Source organism: Escherichia sp. TW14182 (genome assembly GCF_000208525.1).
GTDB lineage: Bacteria > Pseudomonadota > Gammaproteobacteria > Enterobacterales > Enterobacteriaceae > Escherichia > Escherichia ruysiae.
The window spans coordinates 1-16,786 of the sequence record NZ_AEJZ01000038.1; the positions used below are offsets into that span (position 1 = coordinate 1).

At 49.6% G+C, this 16,786-nt stretch carries 18 protein-coding genes and 1 pseudogene; 9 read left to right on the forward strand and 10 right to left on the reverse strand.

What is annotated here, in order from left to right; all coding sequences use genetic code 11:
• From EQY_RS26695 to ftrA, 3 genes are all read right to left on the reverse strand, one after another.
• The coding region (locus EQY_RS26695) for a hypothetical protein (RefSeq protein WP_237712258.1) at positions 1–110 on the reverse strand (110 nt) is incomplete at its 3' end.
• Positions 110–205: a protein MgtS gene (gene mgtS / locus EQY_RS0103875; RefSeq protein WP_000901364.1), complete on the reverse strand. Its 96-nt coding sequence runs from the start codon at positions 203–205 to the stop codon at positions 110–112. The genes mgtS and EQY_RS26695, both read right to left, overlap by 1 nt.
• 107 nt (positions 206–312) lie before the next feature.
• On the reverse strand, positions 313–1,284 hold the full coding sequence (ftrA, locus tag EQY_RS0103880; RefSeq protein WP_138984108.1) for a transcriptional regulator FtrA: 972 nt from the start codon (positions 1,282–1,284) through the stop codon (positions 313–315).
• A 94-nt stretch (positions 1,285–1,378) separates the two neighbouring features.
• On the opposite strand from ftrA, the gene EQY_RS0103885 reads away from it, so the two are divergent.
• Positions 1,379–1,777, forward strand: a complete 399-nt coding sequence (locus EQY_RS0103885) for a rhodanese-like domain-containing protein (protein WP_001271098.1) — start codon at positions 1,379–1,381, stop codon at positions 1,775–1,777.
• Between the two features lie 35 nt (positions 1,778–1,812).
• Here the strand turns inward: EQY_RS0103885 and ydeE are convergent, their stop codons facing one another.
• Positions 1,813–3,000: an efflux MFS transporter YdeE gene (gene ydeE / locus EQY_RS0103890; protein ID WP_001054148.1), complete on the reverse strand. Its 1,188-nt coding sequence runs from the start codon at positions 2,998–3,000 to the stop codon at positions 1,813–1,815.
• Positions 3,001–3,195: 195 nt separating this feature from the next.
• Here ydeE and eamA point away from each other — a divergent pair, with 195 nt between their 5' ends.
• Positions 3,196–4,095: an O-acetylserine/cysteine exporter gene (eamA, locus tag EQY_RS0103895; RefSeq protein ID WP_000087181.1), complete on the forward strand. Its 900-nt coding sequence runs from the start codon at positions 3,196–3,198 to the stop codon at positions 4,093–4,095.
• Positions 4,096–4,125: 30 nt separating this feature from the next.
• Here eamA and marB read toward each other — a convergent pair whose 3' ends face one another.
• From marB to marR, 3 genes are read right to left on the reverse strand one after another with little or no spacing between them, the layout of a single operon-like run.
• Entirely contained in the window at positions 4,126–4,344 is a 219-nt protein-coding gene (gene marB / locus EQY_RS0103900; protein ID WP_000803538.1) for a multiple antibiotic resistance protein MarB, read from the reverse strand.
• Positions 4,345–4,374: 30 nt separating this feature from the next.
• On the reverse strand, positions 4,375–4,758 hold the full coding sequence (marA, locus tag EQY_RS0103905; protein ID WP_000091195.1) for an MDR efflux pump AcrAB transcriptional activator MarA: 384 nt from the start codon (positions 4,756–4,758) through the stop codon (positions 4,375–4,377).
• A 20-nt stretch (positions 4,759–4,778) separates the two neighbouring features.
• Positions 4,779–5,213, reverse strand: a complete 435-nt coding sequence (gene marR / locus EQY_RS0103910) for a multiple antibiotic resistance transcriptional regulator MarR (protein ID WP_000843429.1) — start codon at positions 5,211–5,213, stop codon at positions 4,779–4,781.
• A gap of 211 nt (positions 5,214–5,424) precedes the next feature.
• Between marR and marC the strand changes: the two genes are divergently transcribed.
• Positions 5,425–6,090: an NAAT family transporter MarC gene (marC, locus tag EQY_RS0103915; protein WP_000885044.1), complete on the forward strand. Its 666-nt coding sequence runs from the start codon at positions 5,425–5,427 to the stop codon at positions 6,088–6,090.
• Between the two features lie 181 nt (positions 6,091–6,271).
• Here the strand turns inward: marC and ydeA are convergent, their stop codons facing one another.
• Together ydeA and ptrR are read right to left on the reverse strand one after the other, a co-directional pair.
• Positions 6,272–7,462, reverse strand: a complete 1,191-nt coding sequence (gene ydeA, locus EQY_RS0103920; protein WP_000210512.1) for an L-arabinose MFS transporter — start codon at positions 7,460–7,462, stop codon at positions 6,272–6,274.
• Between the two features lie 147 nt (positions 7,463–7,609).
• Positions 7,610–8,470, reverse strand: a complete 861-nt coding sequence (gene ptrR / locus EQY_RS0103925; protein ID WP_000366486.1) for a putrescine utilization regulator PtrR — start codon at positions 8,468–8,470, stop codon at positions 7,610–7,612.
• Between the two features lie 100 nt (positions 8,471–8,570).
• On the opposite strand from ptrR, the gene sad reads away from it, so the two are divergent.
• From sad to EQY_RS0103965, 6 genes and pseudogenes are all read left to right on the forward strand, one after another.
• Complete coding sequence (gene sad, locus EQY_RS0103930) at positions 8,571–9,959, forward strand: succinate-semialdehyde dehydrogenase (RefSeq protein WP_000156607.1); 1,389 nt, start codon at positions 8,571–8,573, stop codon at positions 9,957–9,959.
• Positions 9,960–10,022: 63 nt separating this feature from the next.
• A complete protein-coding gene (gene glsB, locus EQY_RS0103935; RefSeq protein WP_000257395.1) occupies positions 10,023–10,949 on the forward strand; it encodes a glutaminase B in 927 nt (308 codons plus the stop codon).
• Positions 10,949–11,308, forward strand: coding sequence for a DUF4186 domain-containing protein (locus EQY_RS0103940; RefSeq protein ID WP_001191014.1), 360 nt, complete (start codon positions 10,949–10,951; stop codon positions 11,306–11,308). Before glsB ends, EQY_RS0103940 begins: the two co-directional genes overlap by 1 nt.
• 138 nt (positions 11,309–11,446) lie before the next feature.
• Positions 11,447–12,865: pseudogene (locus EQY_RS0103950) on the forward strand (GGDEF domain-containing protein).
• A 226-nt stretch (positions 12,866–13,091) separates the two neighbouring features.
• Positions 13,092–14,543: a tagaturonate reductase gene (gene uxaB, locus EQY_RS0103955; RefSeq protein WP_000854608.1), complete on the forward strand. Its 1,452-nt coding sequence runs from the start codon at positions 13,092–13,094 to the stop codon at positions 14,541–14,543.
• 304 nt (positions 14,544–14,847) lie between these two features.
• A complete protein-coding gene (locus EQY_RS0103965; RefSeq protein WP_024212389.1) occupies positions 14,848–15,762 on the forward strand; it encodes a bestrophin family protein in 915 nt (304 codons plus the stop codon).
• Positions 15,763–15,765: 3 nt separating this feature from the next.
• On the opposite strand, the gene tam is transcribed toward EQY_RS0103965, so the two are convergent.
• Positions 15,766–16,524 carry a trans-aconitate 2-methyltransferase gene (gene tam, locus EQY_RS0103970; protein WP_000796277.1) on the reverse strand — a complete coding sequence of 253 codons (759 nt, stop codon included), beginning with the start codon at positions 16,522–16,524 and terminating at the stop codon, positions 15,766–15,768.
• Positions 16,525–16,786 lie beyond the last annotated feature (262 nt).

Genomic DNA, 16,786 nt, shown 5'->3' on the forward strand with positions numbered 1-16,786 from the left:
AGCATCCCCCGCCAGTTTACTGGCGGTTTTTTTTCGCCGTCAGAAAAATCAGGCCCCTTGTACACAATTGTAACAAGGGGCCGGTTAGGTGAGGGATTATCTCCGTTCATTAGTCATCCCATTTGTGGCTGAAATACGCGGCCAGAAAGCCAGAAAATAAAATTATTCCCAGTACAGCTATAAAAACATTCATATTACCCAGCATTATTTGCCTCCGTTTATGGTGTGGTGTGTTTCCTCTCTTACCTTAATTTTCATCTCAATGAGAAAGATATTAGCAGAGGTAACCTAAACGAAGGCTGAATTAGAGGGTTAATGTGATGAGGAACGGCTGTTTTTCCGATATTGTGAAGGGGATAATAAAAAACGCTGGTGAAAATGATGACGCAGTAAAGATGAATTACCAAACCCCGTCAGATCTGCAATTTTATCGATGCTAAACGACGAATTTTGCAGATAATCTTCCACTCGTATTAATCGCTCATTGAGAAGCCAGCGGGCGGGTGTCATACCCGTTAAGGCGACAAAGCGTCTTAAAAAAGTACGTTGACTCATATTCACTCGTCCGGCGAGAGAGGCAACGGTATGCGTTTGTGCCAGATTTTGCTGTAAAAAGTCGAATAATGCGCCTAACGTATGGCTTTCACGCGGCGCAGCCATCGGGCGTGTCAGGTTTTGTGGTTGCTCACCGTGGCGATGCGGCTGAATGACCAGCCGCCGGGCGACATTATTAGCAATTTCGTGACCATAATCTTTGCGCACGATATGTAAGCACAGATCGATCCCTGCTGCGCTTCCAGCGGAGGTCATCACTTGTCCTTCATCCTGATATAACACATTGTCACTTACGTGAATTGAAGGGTAACGATGCTGGAGTTGTTCAGTGTAACGCCAGTGGGTGGTCGCTTTTCGCTGGTGAAGAAGGCCAGCGGCGGCAAGGACAAATACGCCCGAGCATATCGAAACCAGGCGAGTACCGCGTTGATGTGCTTCGCGCAACGCCGGGCATAGCATTTCTGGTACTGTTGCATCTATACCGCGCCAGCCTGGAATAATAATCATATCGGCTTCAGTCAGTAGCTCCAGCCCGCCATCCGCAACTACGTGGATCCCGCCAGTAGCTTGCAGCGCACCGGGTTCTACCGCAGCAACAGCAAACCGATACCAGTTATCGCCCAGTTCCGGGCGTGGCAGGCCGAAGATTTCAACGGCTACACCAAATTCGAAAGTGCATAGTCCGTCATAAGCCAATACAACAACCAGCGGGCGCTGCAATGTTGGCATCATTTTACTCTTTTCTGGCATATCGTGAGGCAGTCAGTGAAAGGTTGATTGGTTACATTATTGTTAACACAACAACCCAAAAGGAAAAAGCAATATGCGTTATGTCACTGAATTTACCGCAGCGAAACCGGACGTTGCCGAAGCGCATTTTCTCATGCGTTTGAGTGTTGAAACGGATTGCGCCGATGTTCATGACTCGCTGGCCTACATTGGCGATGATTTCGTTTTGCTGCATGTGGTCGGACGTGAAGAGGATTTCGCTCATCGGCATATCCCAGGCGCAATTCATCTGCCCCATAAGCAAATGACCGAAGAGAGAATGGCTCAATGGCCGGAAGATACTCTGTTTGTGGTGTATTGCGCGGGGCCACATTGTAACGGCGCAGACCGCGCGGCACTCAAACTGGCTCGGTTAGGAAGGCCAGTTAAAATCATGATCGGCGGGGTAACCGGCTGGGAAGATGAAGGCTACGCCTTTGCAACAGGAAAATAATGAGTCAAGCCGTGCCGTTAAGGCACGGCAGAGAGTCAACAAAGAACCGGCTGCCCCCAGGGTCTTGCGTGAATGCCTTTTAACATCAGCACCCATGCAGCAATGATCGCCAACGCTAAGATGACAAACAGCGAGGACGGCGGCAGGCGGGTGAGCACGACGCCACTCACTAATGGGTTAATCGCTGCACCAAGCCAGCCTAAAGACTGGGCGGAAAAATAGCTGGCTTTCATCCCTGGCGGTGCAATATGGTCAATCAACATATATTCACCAGGGGCATAAATGATTTCGCCAAGAGTAAACACGGTGGCTGAAATTCCCCAAAGTAGCAGGCTGTTGCCCGAAAAGATAAACCCGACCAGACCGATGACAAAGCAGAGAGTGCCGACCGTCATTAGCACGCGGATGTTGCTCGGATTAATGCGCCGGCCCACGGAATATTGCAACGTAACCACCATCGCAGCATTAACCGGAAGAACAACCGCGACCACCTTTTCGGCAAAATCACCATCAGCAATCACCATCACGTATTGTGAAATGCACGAGGCAAACGCTCCGCTCACGAAAGAGGCCAGAAAGGCTGAGCAGGTGAACCACAGCAGAGCTTTATCCTGTAACAAAACCTTTGGAGACCAGACGCTGCCTGTCTCTGTGGCGATGATTTTCTCGCTGCGTTTCACCCAAATTTGAATGAAAAGCACAGGAAACGCAGAACAGATGGCTGCCAGCCAAAAGGGCAGATTGATACTTTGCATCACCAACAGCGTGCCGAGCGGTGGGCCGATGGTCCAGCCAATGTTGAGCATGGTGTAGTTGATCGAGAAGATCTTCGTTTTACTGGCGGAGGAAAGATTATCGGCAAACCAGGCCTTCAACACGGTAGCAAAAACGGAATACGCGCAGTTGATGAGCGCGAAGAACAGCACTACAAGCGTCACGTTGTCCACCAGGGGAATGGCGATAAAGCCGCTGGCGAAGGCGGTAATTGCCAGTAACATATAACGTTTCTTGTCAAACTTATCCGCCAGAATGCCAAATCCGAGGCTGAAAACGACGCCGATAGTGAGCGCAATTGTCATCGCATAACCAATCAAATCGACACCCAGACCGTACTGGCGACTCAAATAAATAGTCATAAACGGCAGCGTAGCGCCGCGTCCGATGGTTAATAACAACGACGAGGCAAGAAGGGCGCTGGTAGAGCGTCGCAGAGATAAGTTCATTTGGCTGTCCGGCAGTGCGTTTCGTTATGTTTTGTTTTAGAGATGTAAAGAAATAGCATGGCAAAAATCCGAAGTATAGCGACTTATTTGCGCATTAATGCCGTCGTAAACGGTGACTAACGAATCAACTGTTAAAAAAAAGTAAATTCCGCTAAGTTGATTGCTTACAAAAGATGAAAATTCAGGGGCGGTAGAATGTCGCGAAAAGATGGGTTGTTGGCGCTACTGGTAGTGGTTGTGTGGGGGCTTAATTTTGTGGTCATCAAAGTGGGGCTTCATAATATGCCACCGCTGATGTTGGCAGGTTTGCGCTTTATGCTGGTGGCCTTCCCGGCAATCTTTTTTATCGCACGACCGAAAGTACCGCTGAATTTGCTGCTGGGGTATGGTTTAACCATCAGTTTTGCGCAGTTTGCCTTTCTCTTCTGCGCCATTAACTTCGGTATGCCAGCAGGTCTGGCCTCGCTGGTTTTACAGGCACAGGCGTTTTTTACGATTGTCCTCGGCGCGTTTACTTTCGGTGAACGGCTGCATGGCAAGCAACTGGCGGGGATCGCCTTAGCGATATTTGGCGTGCTGGTGTTGATTGAAGATAGCCTGAACGGTCAACATGTGGCGATGCTCGGTTTTATGCTGACCCTGGCGGCAGCATTTAGCTGGGCGTGTGGCAACATCTTCAATAAAAAGATCATGTCGCACTCATCGCGCCCGGCAGTGATGTCGCTGGTAGTGTGGAGCGCATTGATCCCGATTCTCCCGTTCTTTGTCGCCTCGCTCATTCTCGATGGTTCCGCAACAATGATTCACAGCCTGGTCACTATCGACGTGACCACCATTTTGTCTCTGATGTATCTGGCGTTTGTGGTGACGATTGTCGGCTATGGGCTCTGGGGTACGCTGCTTGGGCGTTATGAAACCTGGCGCGTGGCACCGTTATCGTTACTTGTCCCGGTAGTCGGTCTGGCAAGTGCGGCGTTATTGTTAGATGAACGATTAACGGGTCTGCAATTTTTCGGTGCGGTGCTGATAATGGGCGGGCTGTATATCAATGTGTTTGGTTTGCGGTGGCGTAAAGCGGTGAAGGTGAGAAGTTAATAAGCCCCGATATGTCGGGGCCAGAATTAACTACATGGCGTGTTGATTATAATAGGGCACGCCCAGCGCATCCGACTTATCACTGCCTGTACCCATGTGATTTAAATCGAATGGTGGTTGTTCCTGCGATGGGGGAACAATCACTTCATCACCACAGGGAATAACCGTCGGCTGCGTGGTTTGTTCCGCAAAGCCTTGCGCAGAAAAGACAATAAGCGCGGTTATCATTGCGGATAAAAGTGGTTTCATGATTACCTCAGTGACGTTGTCACGTTTCAACTAGCTATTGTAATGATTTAATGGATGTAAAAAGCGCGATTCGCCCTGAATATTAGCCATCCGGTATTTATGCGGCGGAACATCAAAGTAGTTTTTGAAGGTTCGGGTCAGCGTTTGCTGGGACTCGAAACCATAACGTTCTGCCAGATAGAGTATCGGCTCGTTGCTTTCTTTCAGCTTTTGCGCGATTTCTGTCATCTTTCGGCTGCGGATATATTGGCCTAATGAATGGCCGGTTTCTTTTTTAAACATCCGTTGCAGGTGCCATTTGGAGTAACCCGAACGCTCTGACACTTTCTCCAGTGACAGTGGCGATTCCAGGTTGTCCTCGATCCAGTCCAAAATGCTATGAATGGTAATAGCGTCAGTGTTGCGTCTGGACATCGTCATACCTCTTTTTTTGTTTACGGCAGGACTTTCTTAAGCAAATGCTCAAGCGTTGCCACTTCGTCCGCCGTCAGGTTTTTTGTTAATTCTTGATGCAGATCCTGGCCAACTAATTGATGGCATTGTTCACATATTGTTGCGCCGCTGGCGGTGAGTTTTACCAGCACGCCGCGCTTGTCATTCGGGTTTGGCAACCGTTCCACCCAGCCTTTACAGACCAGGCGATCCAGCATACGGGTCAGTGCCCCCAGGTCGACCGACAACACTTTTTTCAGTTCAACCGGCGTAATGCACGCTGCGCAGCGGATAGAGCAGAGCACCTTAAACTGTGCCGCAGTGATATCCAGCGGAGACAGATAATCGTTAAGCAGACGGTCTTTCTTCTGATTAACCATATAGATTAAGCGACCCAAGGGGATGATTTCATTGAACAGGTCGCTGGTACTTTTCACATTGGTTGCCCTGGCAAGTAATTAGTTGCAGGGGATAATATTGCCCAGGCAAGTATAAGTCAAATGAATGAATTGTCTGATGCCACGTTTTGCTAAATCGGTTCAAGTTTTGGTCAGTGCTATGCAAGATTAGTTAAAGAGTGAAACTTTCTCTTTGTTTTCCCTTTATACTTTTCGCTGATGACTCAGACACACAGGATAACAACCACCAATGTTAGATTTGTTTAAAGCAATTAGTCTGGGGCTGGTGGTGTTGCTGCCGTTAGCCAACCCATTAACGACAGTCGCGTTATTTCTTGGCCTGGCGGGCAACATGAACAGCGCCGAACGTAACCGCCAGTCGTTGATGGCCTCGGTATACGTATTTGCCATCATGATGGTGGCGTATTACGCCGGGCAACTGGTGATGGATACGTTCGGCATTTCGATTCCCGGTCTACGTATTGCTGGGGGGTTAATTGTTGCATTTATCGGTTTCCGTATGCTCTTTCCCCAGCAAAAGGCAACGGATTCACCGGAAGCAAAAAGCAAATCGGAAGAGCTGGAAGATGAACCCAGCGCCAATATTGCTTTTGTGCCACTGGCAATGCCAAGTACCGCCGGACCGGGAACCATTGCGATGATCATTAGCTCGGCGTCAACGGTGCGTCAGAGTTCAACCTTCGCGGACTGGGTTCTGATGGTTGCGCCGCCGCTGATCTTTTTCCTGGTGGCGGTCATTTTGTGGGGAAGTCTACGTAGCTCTGGTGCCATTATGCGGCTGGTGGGGAAAGGGGGAATTGAAGCGATCTCCCGCCTGATGGGCTTCTTGCTGGTTTGTATGGGCGTGCAATTTATTATTAACGGCATCCTGGAAATTATTAAAACTTACCATTAAAAAAGACCCAAATGGGTCTGAGCAGATGACAAACGCAACATTGCCTATGCGCTACGTTTATCAGGCCTACGTAATCTCTGCAATGTATTGAGTTGTAGGCCGGATAAGGCGTTCCCGCCGCATCCGGCATAAACAAAGCGCACGTTGTCAATAATCTGAAAGGCTCGTTCGTGCATGGAAGCTATTGCGTCTGTTCTTCAAGTGCCACAGGCCAGCGGCGGAATATGACGATTGACCATATCAACGCGGCGAGAGCCGGAACTGCACCCACATAACCAATCATCGACATCGACCAGTGTAGACTTACCTGATTACCCACCAGCGCCCCGGCGCCGATACCAATATTAAATATCCCGGAAAAGAGCGCCATCGCAACGTCGGTGGCATCTGGTGCCAGCGCCAGTACTTTAACCTGCATCCCAAGTCCGATGATCATCATCGCGATCCCCCAGAAAATGCTCAGCACGCCGAGGTGTATCTCGCTACTTGCCGAAGGCAACAGTAGTGCCAGGCACACCAGCAATAGCGCAATCGCCGCACTGACCAGCACCGATGCGTGCTGATTACCCAGCTTACCGAAAATGACGCTACCAATGATGCCCGCACCACCGAGCATCAACAGCAATGCTGTGGCAAAGTTGGCGCTGAACCCCGCAACGTTTTGCACAAAAGGTTCAATATAGCTGTATGCCGTGTAATGGGCGGTGACCACGACTACCGTCAGCAAATAAATGCTCATCAATGCCGGGCGACGAAACAGCAGCGGAAGACTTTTTAACGAACCAGAGTGCTCACTGGGCAGCAATGGAAGTAATTTGATCAGGCACAAAAGGGTGATAAGCGCCCCGATACCAATCGCGAAGAAGGTTGTTCGCCAGCCGAAATACTGCCCCACAATGCGCCCGATAGGTAAACCTAATACCATCGCCAGTGCTGTGCCGGTGGCAATTAAACTCAATGCCTGCGCTCGCTTTCCGGCTGGCGCCATACGGATTGCCAGAGACGCCGTTATCGACCAGAAAATAGCATGGGCGAAAGCCACACCAATGCGACTGATTACCAGAACGGTAAAGCTCCACGATAAAAACGACAGTATGTGGCTGGCGATAAACACCACAAACAGACAGATCAGCAATTTGCGGCGTTCGACCTGACTGGTCATTAGCATAAAAGGCAGTGACAATAGCGCCACTACCCACGCATAAATGGTCAACATGATACCGACCTGTGCGGTTTGCATATGAAAACTTTGCGCAATATCAGAAAGCAAACCTACAGGCACAAATTCGGTGGTATTGAAGATGAAGGCGGCAACGGCCAGCGTAACGACCCGTAGCCACGCCACTTTGCGGGAAACCATATTTGTTGTCATAACCGATTATCGGATGAGTTGCGAAAAGGTAATGAAATGATCTTAAAACGGTTAATGATCTGAATACAACGGTTTTGTGATCTATGTCGCGTTTCGCCGATTCATGTCATGCTGTATCAACGGCAGCGTGAGTAGCCGGTACAACATTTAGTCTGGTACATCCAGCAGTTCAATAAACGCCTCAAGCGGGCGCGTTTTCGCACCGCGACGCCAGACCAGCCAGGTTGTTAACCAACGCCATTGCTCAGCCAACGGCCATGCTTCAACCTGGTGATGCCCGGGCATACTTTCCAGCATAGAACGAGGGATAAGCGCAATGCCCGCACCCGCGACCACACAGGCCAGCATCCCGTGATACGACTCCATCTCATGAATAGTCCCCGGTGCGGCACCGTCAGCATGAAACCAGCTCTCAAAATGACGGCGATACGAACAATTGGCGCGAAAGGCATAGATGTTGTAACCATTAACCTGACTGGCGCGGGTTACTGGCGCATGTCCTTGCGGCGTGACGATCATCAGCTCCTCACGATACACCGGTATCCCGTCGATGGCGGTATGGTTAATCGGCCCATCAATAAATGCCGCATTCAGTTTTCCTTCCAGTACGCCGTCCAGCATCGTGCCGGAAGGGCCGGTGGAAAGTGAAAACTGAATTTTGGGGTAACGACGGTTAAATTCTGCCAGCGTTGCCGGAATACGCACTGCGGCGGTGCTTTCCAGCGATCCGAGAGAAAACAGACCTTGTGGCTCATCGCCAGCCACGACATTTCTCGCCTCATCCACCAACGCGAGAATTTGTTGGCTGTAGCGTAAAAAGTTATGCCCGGCGGGAGAAAGCCGTAAACGCTGATTTTCGCGGATAAACAGCTCAACACCGAGCTCTGTTTCCAGTTGACGTATACGAGTCGTGAGATTCGACGGCACACGATGTACTTTAGCCGCAGCCTGGGTAATGCTGCCTGCCTCGGCAACTGCGTTGAACATCTCCAGTTGAGTCAGATCCATAGCATTCTCGATTTGTGAATAAGTGGCTTAATATTATTCATTTTCAAACAAGAGTAAATCTACGTATCTTCAAACCATAACTCATAAAGGAGATACCCCAATGACCATCACTCCGGCGACCCATGCCATTTCGATAAATCCAGCCAATGGTGAACAACTGTCCTCACTGCCCTGGACAGGCGCTGACGATATTGAAAACGCTCTTCAGCTTGCAGTGGAAGGTTTTCGCGGCTGGCGCGAGACAAGCGTAGATTACCGGGCGGAAAAACTGCGAGATATCGGTAAAGCTCTGCGTACTCGCAGCGAAGAGATAGCGCAAATGATCACCCGCGAAATGGGTAAACCCATCAAGCAGGCACGTGCCGAAGTGGTGAAATCGGCGAATTTGTGTGACTGGTATGCAGAACATGGCCCGTCAATGCTGAAAGCAGAGCCAACGCTGGTTGAGAATCAGCAGGCGGTTATTGAGTATCGACCAATGGGGACGATTCTGGCAGTTATGCCGTGGAACTTTCCTTTATGGCAAGTGATGCGCGGCGCTGTTCCCATCATTCTTGCAGGTAACGGCTACTTACTTAAGCACGCGCCGAATGTGACGGGCTGTGCTCAGCTAATTGCCCAGGTGTTTAAAGACGCGGGTATCCCTCAGGGCGTATATGGCTGGCTAAATGCCGATAACGATGGTGTCAGTCAGATGATTAAAGATCCACGTATTGCGGCAGTCACCGTGACCGGGAGTGTTCGTGCGGGAGCGGCTATTGGTGCACAGGCTGGTGCGGCACTGAAAAAATGCGTACTGGAGCTGGGCGGTTCAGATCCGTTTATTGTGCTTAACGATGCCGATCTGGAACTGGCGGTTAAAGCGGCGGTTGCCGGGCGTTACCAGAATACCGGACAGGTTTGCGCGGCGGCAAAACGTTTTATCATCGAAGAGGGGATTGCTTCGGCATTTACCGAACGTTTTGTGGCAGCTGCGGCAGCGTTGAAAATGGGCGATCCCCGTGACGAAGAGAACGATCTTGGTCCGATGGCACGTTTTGACTTGCGTGATGAGTTGCATCATCAGGTGGAAAAAACCCTGGCGCAGGGCGCACGTTTGTTACTGGGCGGGGAAAAGATGGCTGGGGCAGGTAACTACTATCCGCCAACGGTTCTGGCAAATGTCACCCCAGAAATGACCGCGTTTCGTGAAGAAATGTTTGGCCCCGTTGCGGCAATCACCGTAGCGAGAGATGCAGAACATGCGCTGGAACTGGCGAATGACAGTGAGTTCGGCCTTTCAGCGACGATCTTTACCGCTGACGAAACACGAGCCAGACAGATGGCGGCACGTCTGGAATGCGGCGGCGTGTTTATCAATGGTTTCTGCGCCAGCGACGCACGGGTCGCTTTTGGCGGTGTGAAGAAGAGCGGTTTTGGGCGTGAACTTTCTCATTTCGGCTTACATGAGTTCTGTAATATCCAGACGGTGTGGAAAGACCGGATCTGACGTCACATATTTAGCTCTGTTATACTCGCAGGTCTTTTCAGACCTGCGAGCAAGGAGCAGAGAGTGGCAGTCGCCATGGATAATGCAATTTTAGAAAATATCTTGCGGCAAGTACGTCCGCTAATTGGTCAGGGTAAAGTCGCTGATTATATTCCGGCACTGGCAACCGTCGATGGTTCCCGTCTGGGGATTGCTATCTGTACCGTTGATGGGCAGCTTTGCCAGGCCGGAGACGCGCAAGAACGTTTTTCTATTCAGTCTATTTCCAAAGTGCTCAGTCTCGTTGTTGCTATGCGTCATTACTCCGAAGAAGAAATCTGGCAACGCGTCGGCAAAGATCCGTCGGGATCTCCGTTCAATTCCTTAGTGCAACTGGAAATGGAGCAGGGCATTCCGCGTAATCCGTTTATTAATGCCGGTGCGCTGGTGGTCTGCGATATGTTGCAAGGGCGATTAAGCGCACCACGGCAACGTATGCTGGAAGTCGTGCGTGGCTTAAGCGGCGTGTCTGATATTGCCTACGATACGGTGGTTGCCCGCTCCGAGTTTGAACATTCCGCGCGAAATGCGGCTATTGCCTGGCTGATGAAGTCGTTTGGCAATTTCCATCATGATGTGACAACCGTTCTGCAAAACTACTTTCATTACTGTGCACTGAAAATGAGCTGCGTTGAGCTGGCGCGGACGTTTGTTTTTCTGGCAAATCAGGGAAAGGCTATTCATATCGATGAGCCCGTAGTGACGCCGATGCAGGCGCGGCAAATTAACGCGTTGATGGCGACCAGTGGAATGTATCAAAACGCGGGTGAATTCGCCTGGCGGGTAGGGCTTCCGGCAAAATCTGGTGTTGGCGGCGGTATTGTTGCGATCGTCCCGCATGAAATGGCCATCGCGGTATGGAGCCCGGAGCTGGATGACGCAGGTAACTCTCTTGCCGGTATTGCAGTACTTGAACAATTAACGAAACAGTTAGGACGCTCGGTTTATTAATGCAGTCACTTGATCCACTCTTCGCGCGTTTAGCCCGTTCAAAATTTCGCTCTCGCTTTCGTCTGGGCGTCAAGGAGCGTCAGTATTGTCTGGAGAAGGGCGCGCCGGTTATTGAACAACATGCGGCAGATTTTGTCGCTAAGCGTCTTGCGCCGGCATTACCGGCGAACGACGGGAAGCAAACCCCCATGCGCGGGCATCCGGTGTTTATCGCTCAACACGCCACCGCGACCTGCTGCCGTGGCTGTCTGGCTAAGTGGCATAACATTCCGCAGGGTGTTTCGTTAAGTGAGGAACAACAACGTTATATCGTGACGGTTATCTATCACTGGCTGGTTATTCAGATGAATCAGCCATAAGAATGGTGGTAAAAGCCAAAAGATCATCTGATTGATATCTTTCTTTGTCGCCGCTGTCAGCGAACATGCTATCCTTTATGAGAATTTACTTATTGCGTTGAGATAATTGCCACTCGCAATTGTATGGACAGATAATTAATGCATGTACACCCCATATCCACTTTCCGTTTGTTCCAGGAAGGTCATCTACTACGTAATAGCATTGCAATTTTTGCGCTAACGACGCTGTTCTATTTTATAGGTGCAGAGCTACGCCTGGTTCACGAACTTTCTCTTTTCTGGCCGCTGAATGGCGTGATGGCTGGGGTATTTGCCCGCTACGTCTGGCTTAATCGTCTGCATTACTATGCCATCTGTTACGTGGCAATGCTGGTTTATGATGCCATGACCACCGAATGGGGGCTGGTTTCACTGGTTATCAATTTATCCAATATGATGTTTATCGTAACTGTCGCCCTACTGGTTATGCGGGATAAGCGTCTGGGGAAAAATAAGTACGAGCCAGTAAGCGCATTACGGTTATTTAATTATTGTCTGATTGCCGCTTTATTATGAGCCATCGTCGGGGCGATTGGTTCGGTTAGTATTGATAGCCTGGATTTCTGGCCTTTGCTTGCTGACTGGTTTAGTGAACAATTCTCAACAGGCGTGTTGATTGTGCCTTGTATGCTGACGCTGGCAATTCCTGGGGTATTGCCGCGCTTTAAAGCAGAGCAGATGATGCCAGCCATTGCGCTTATTGTGTCGGTTATTGCCTCGGTCGTCATTGGCGGAGCGGGGAGTCTGGCGTTCCCGCTGCCTGCATTAATCTGGTGTGCAGTGCGCTATACGCCACAGGTGACGTGTCTGCTGACTTTTATCACCGGAGCAGTGGAGATCGTACTGGTAGCAAATTCGGTAATTGATATCGCCGTCGGTTCGCCGTTCTTTATTCCGCAGATGTTTTCCGCGCGTCTGGGCATTGCCACGATGGCGATTTGCCCAATTATGGTTTCCTTTAGCGTGGCAGCGATTAATTCGCTAATGAAGCAAGTTGCGCTGCGAGCCGACTTTGATTTTCTGACTCAGGTTTACTCACGATCCGGTCTTTATGAGGCGCTGAAAAGTCCATCTCTGCAACAGACACAACATCTGACCGTCATGTTGCTTGATATCGACTATTTCAAAAGCATTAACGATAACTATGGTCATGAGTGTGGCGATAAAGTGTTAAGCGTGTTTGCCCAGCATATTCAGAAAATTGTCGGCGATAAGGGGCTGGTGGCGAGAATGGGAGGCGAAGAGTTTGCCGTAGCCGTGCCATCAATGAATCCCGTTGATGGTCTGCTGATGGCGGAGAAAATTCGTAAAGGCGTTGAACTACAACCGTTTACCTGGCAACAAAAGACGCTTTATCTGACGGTTAGCATCGGCGTCGGTAGTGGGGATGCTTCATACCGCACACTAACCGATGACTTCAATAAATTGATGGTCGAAGCTGATGCGTGTCTCTATCGGTCGAAGAAAGACGGGCGTAACCGCACCAGTACCATGCGTTATGGTGAGGAAGTTGTCTGACAGCTTTGTTATTTTGTCACAGTTTTAGCATAATGTGTTCTACCACTCTGTCGACTGGAGAAAGAGGAAAATCCTCGATGGAACCATGATCTGTGCCACATTTTTATCTTAAACCTGCTAATTAATCATCACGAGTTGATCAAAACAGGGGTTCAATGTATTAAAGTTTGCTAACCTGTCGTACCAATTCAAGCAGGTTGTATGACTAATCAAAAGGGAACCCATTGTGAAAACACTAAATCGTCGCGATTTTCCCGGTGCACAGTATCCAGAACGAATCATTCAGTTTGGTGAAGGTAACTTTCTGCGCGCCTTTGTTGACTGGCAAATTGATCTCCTGAATGAACACACCGACCTGAATTCTGGCGTGGTCGTTGTTCGTCCGATTGAAACTTCATTCCCGCCGTCACTGAGCACGCAGGATGGTCTGTATACCACCATTATTCGTGGCCTGAATGAGAAGGGAGAAGCGGTCAGCGATGCGCGTCTGATTCGTTCTGTAAACCGTGAAATCAGCGTCTACGGTGACTACGATGAATTCCTGAAACTTGCACATAATCCGGAAATGCGCTTCGTCTTTTCCAACACCACAGAAGCGGGTATTAGCTATCATGCGGGCGACAAATTTGATGATGCGCCAGCAGTAAGCTATCCGGCAAAACTGACGCGTCTGCTGTTCGAACGTTTCAGCCATTTCAACGGCGCGCTGGATAAAGGTTGGATCATCATTCCGTGTGAGCTGATCGACTACAACGGCGACGCTTTGCGTGAACTGGTGCTGCGCTACGCACAAGAATGGGCACTGCCCGAAGCATTTATTCAATGGCTGGATCAGGCTAACAGTTTCTGTTCTACGCTGGTGGACCGCATCGTTACCGGTTATCCGCGTGATGAAGTGGCTAAACTGGAAGCTGAACTCGGCTATCACGATGGTTTCCTCGACACCGCTGAACACTTTTACCTGTTTGTGATTCAGGGGCCGAAATCCTTAGCGACTGAACTGCGTCTGGATAAATATCCGCTTAACGTGCTGATTGTTGACGATATTAAACCGTATAAAGAGCGCAAAGTAGCAATCCTTAATGGCGCACACACCGCGCTGGTGCCGGTGGCGTTCCAGGCAGGGCTGGATACCGTCGGCGAAGCGATGAACGATGCTGAAATTTGCGCATTCGTTGAAAAAGCCATTTACGAAGAGATTATTCCGGTGCTGGATCTGCCACGTGATGAACTGGAATCTTTCGCCAGCGCCGTTACCGGGCGTTTCCGTAACCCGTACATTAAGCATCAGCTGCTGTCTATCGCGCTCAACGGTATGACCAAGTTCCGCACCCGCATCCTGCCGCAGTTGCTGGCAGGGCAGAAGGAAAACGGCACACTTCCGGCGCGCCTCACTTTCGCATTAGCGGCATTGATTGCGTTCTATCGCGGAGAGCGTAACGGAGAAACGTATCCGGTACAGGACGATGCGCACTGGCTGGAACGTTACCAGCAACTCTGGAGCCAGCATCGTGACCGCGTTATCGGCACCCAGGAACTGGTTGCTATTGTGTTGGCAGAAAAAGACCACTGGGAGCAGGACCTGACGCAAGAGCCTGGTCTGGTCGAGCAGGTTGCTAATGACCTGGATGCGATTCTCGAAAAAGGAATGCGCGAAGCTGTACGTCCGTTGTGCTAATCCTTGCATTATGTATGCAGCATCCGGCAGACAACTTTACTAACTAACTGAAACCACGTAGTTAGTTGTAGGCCAGATAAGCGTAGCGTATCTGGCAATTAACGTCGCTATCTCTGAACCCGGTTTCGGCCGGGTTTCTTATGGCGCTTAATTAGTTACAACATACTATTTGCTATAATATAATTATGTGCCAAATGTAACACCTGAAAATGTTGTAGTCTTGTAGGTAATTTGTAATTAGAAACTTGAGAATGTGATTACAATCACGTTTAATAGGGCGACTTTTCCACGCCTGAAGATAATCATGATTGTTCGCCCACAACAACACTGGCTGCGCCGTATTTTTGTCTGGCACGGTTCAGTATTATCCAAAATATCATCGCGTTTGCTACTAAACTTTCTCTTTTCTATCGCGGTTATTTTCATGCTGCCCTGGTATACGCATCTGGGCATCAAATTTACCCTCGCACCGTTCAGCATTCTTGGTGTGGCCATCGCCATCTTTCTGGGTTTTCGTAATAACGCAGGTTATGCCCGTTATGTCGAAGCGCGCAAACTTTGGGGGCAGTTGATGATTGCCTCACGGTCGTTACTGCGTGAGGTAAAAACGACATTACCTGATTCGGCAAGTGTAAAGGAGTTTGCCCGGCTACAAATCGCCTTCGCCCACTGTTTACGCATGACATTACGCAAACAGCCACAGGCGGGAGTGCTGGCACATTATCTTAATACTGGAGATCTTCAGCGAGTACTGGCTTCCAACTCTCCAGCTAACCGTATTTTATTGATAATGGGTGAGTGGTTGGCCGTTCAGCGGCGAAACGGGCTACTTTCTGACATTCTGTTTATTAGTCTGAACGATCGTCTTAATGATATTTCTGCGGTACTGGCAGGGTGCGAGCGTATTGCATATACACCAATTCCCTTTGCTTACACCCTGATTTTGCATCGCACCGTTTATCTTTTTTGCATTATGCTACCGTTTGCCCTTGTGGTGGATCTGCATTACATGACGCCTTTTATCTCAGTGCTAATTTCCTACACCTTTATTTCGCTGGATTGTCTGGCGGAAGAGCTGGAAGATCCGTTCGGTACTGAAAACAATGATTTACCGTTGGATGCCATCTGCAACGCTATTGAAATTGACCTGTTACAGATGAACGACGAAACAGAAATTCCGCCGAAGATTCTTCCCGATCGCCATTACCAGCTGACGTAATAATTACTCCGTGCGCCGGGCAACAATAAACAGACGCGGAAATGCCAACAGTATCTGCCCGTTCTCCTGCAGTGGATACTGTTCTTCCAGCATCTGATGGTAGCGCGTAAGAAAATGCTGCTGCTCACTCTCCGTCAGATCCTGCAACCATGGGCGTAATCCGGTGGCTGTCACCCAGTCAATAATCGCCTGGTGCGACGGCATCTGGTGATAGTAGGTGGTGCGCCAGATATCAACCTCACATCCGGCTTCGCTCAGAATATCGTAGTAAGCATGAACGCCTGCCAGCGGTTCGCGTCCACGATCCGGATAATGCTGCTCCCAGGCGACTTCGCGCATTAACACATGCGTCGGCTCCAGCCAGTTGTCCGGCATTTGCACCGCCAGCCCGCCATGCGGATTGAGTAACGATACCAGATGCGGAAACAGTTCATAGTGTTCGGGCAGCCATTGCAGCGAGGCATTGGCGAAAATCAGATCGAGTGCATGGTTCGGTTGCCAATTGCGGATGTCTGCTTCCACAAACTGACATTCTGGTAAAATTGCGCGCGCTTCGGCAATCATCGCCGGAGACGAATCAATGCCGGTAATTTTAGCCGTTGGCCAGCGTTGATGTAGCAGGGCGGTGCTATTGCCTGGGCCACAGCCAAGATCGGCTATTTCCCAGGCGTTTTCCAGAGGGACTCTGGCAAGCAGTTCTACTGCCGGTCGTGACCGTTCGGCGTTGAAGTGCAGATATAAAGAGGGATTCCAGTCAGCCATTTTTTTACTCCCGTCAGCGCATTATCCCAAGTGTAGATAAAACTGATGGATTCGCCGCACGTCATCAATCCATTGAACACGCGCTTTGTACGTGGCCTACGTGATTAACTCAAATGTAGCCTGGCGTAAATTTTAATTACAACCACTTTAAAACAAATGAAATCCATATATTAAGCTTTTTGTTGATTTTATATGAATCTATTAACATACAGAATATTCAATATCTAATTTTAATATCTGCCAGCCAAATATCCATGAAGTA

Bases quoted from the DNA above. Each gene is read 5' to 3' on its own strand.
- mgtS (WP_000901364.1), bottom strand. From the start codon at position 205: ATGCTGGGTAATATGAATGTTTTTATAGCTGTACTGGGAATAATTTTA.
- ftrA (WP_138984108.1), bottom strand. From the start codon at position 1,284: ATGCCAACATTGCAGCGCCCGCTGGTTGTTGTATTGGCTTATGACGGA.
- EQY_RS0103885 (WP_001271098.1), top strand. From the start codon at position 1,379: ATGCGTTATGTCACTGAATTTACCGCAGCGAAACCGGACGTTGCCGAA.
- ydeE (WP_001054148.1), bottom strand. From the start codon at position 3,000: ATGAACTTATCTCTGCGACGCTCTACCAGCGCCCTTCTTGCCTCGTCG.
- eamA (WP_000087181.1), top strand. From the start codon at position 3,196: ATGTCGCGAAAAGATGGGTTGTTGGCGCTACTGGTAGTGGTTGTGTGG.
- marB (WP_000803538.1), bottom strand. From the start codon at position 4,344: ATGAAACCACTTTTATCCGCAATGATAACCGCGCTTATTGTCTTTTCT.
- marA (WP_000091195.1), bottom strand. From the start codon at position 4,758: ATGTCCAGACGCAACACTGACGCTATTACCATTCATAGCATTTTGGAC.
- marC (WP_000885044.1), top strand. From the start codon at position 5,425: ATGTTAGATTTGTTTAAAGCAATTAGTCTGGGGCTGGTGGTGTTGCTG.
- ydeA (WP_000210512.1), bottom strand. From the start codon at position 7,462: ATGACAACAAATATGGTTTCCCGCAAAGTGGCGTGGCTACGGGTCGTT.
- ptrR (WP_000366486.1), bottom strand. From the start codon at position 8,470: ATGGATCTGACTCAACTGGAGATGTTCAACGCAGTTGCCGAGGCAGGC.
- sad (WP_000156607.1), top strand. From the start codon at position 8,571: ATGACCATCACTCCGGCGACCCATGCCATTTCGATAAATCCAGCCAAT.
- EQY_RS0103940 (WP_001191014.1), top strand. From the start codon at position 10,949: ATGCAGTCACTTGATCCACTCTTCGCGCGTTTAGCCCGTTCAAAATTT.
- EQY_RS0103965 (WP_024212389.1), top strand. From the start codon at position 14,848: ATGATTGTTCGCCCACAACAACACTGGCTGCGCCGTATTTTTGTCTGG.
- tam (WP_000796277.1), bottom strand. From the start codon at position 16,524: ATGGCTGACTGGAATCCCTCTTTATATCTGCACTTCAACGCCGAACGG.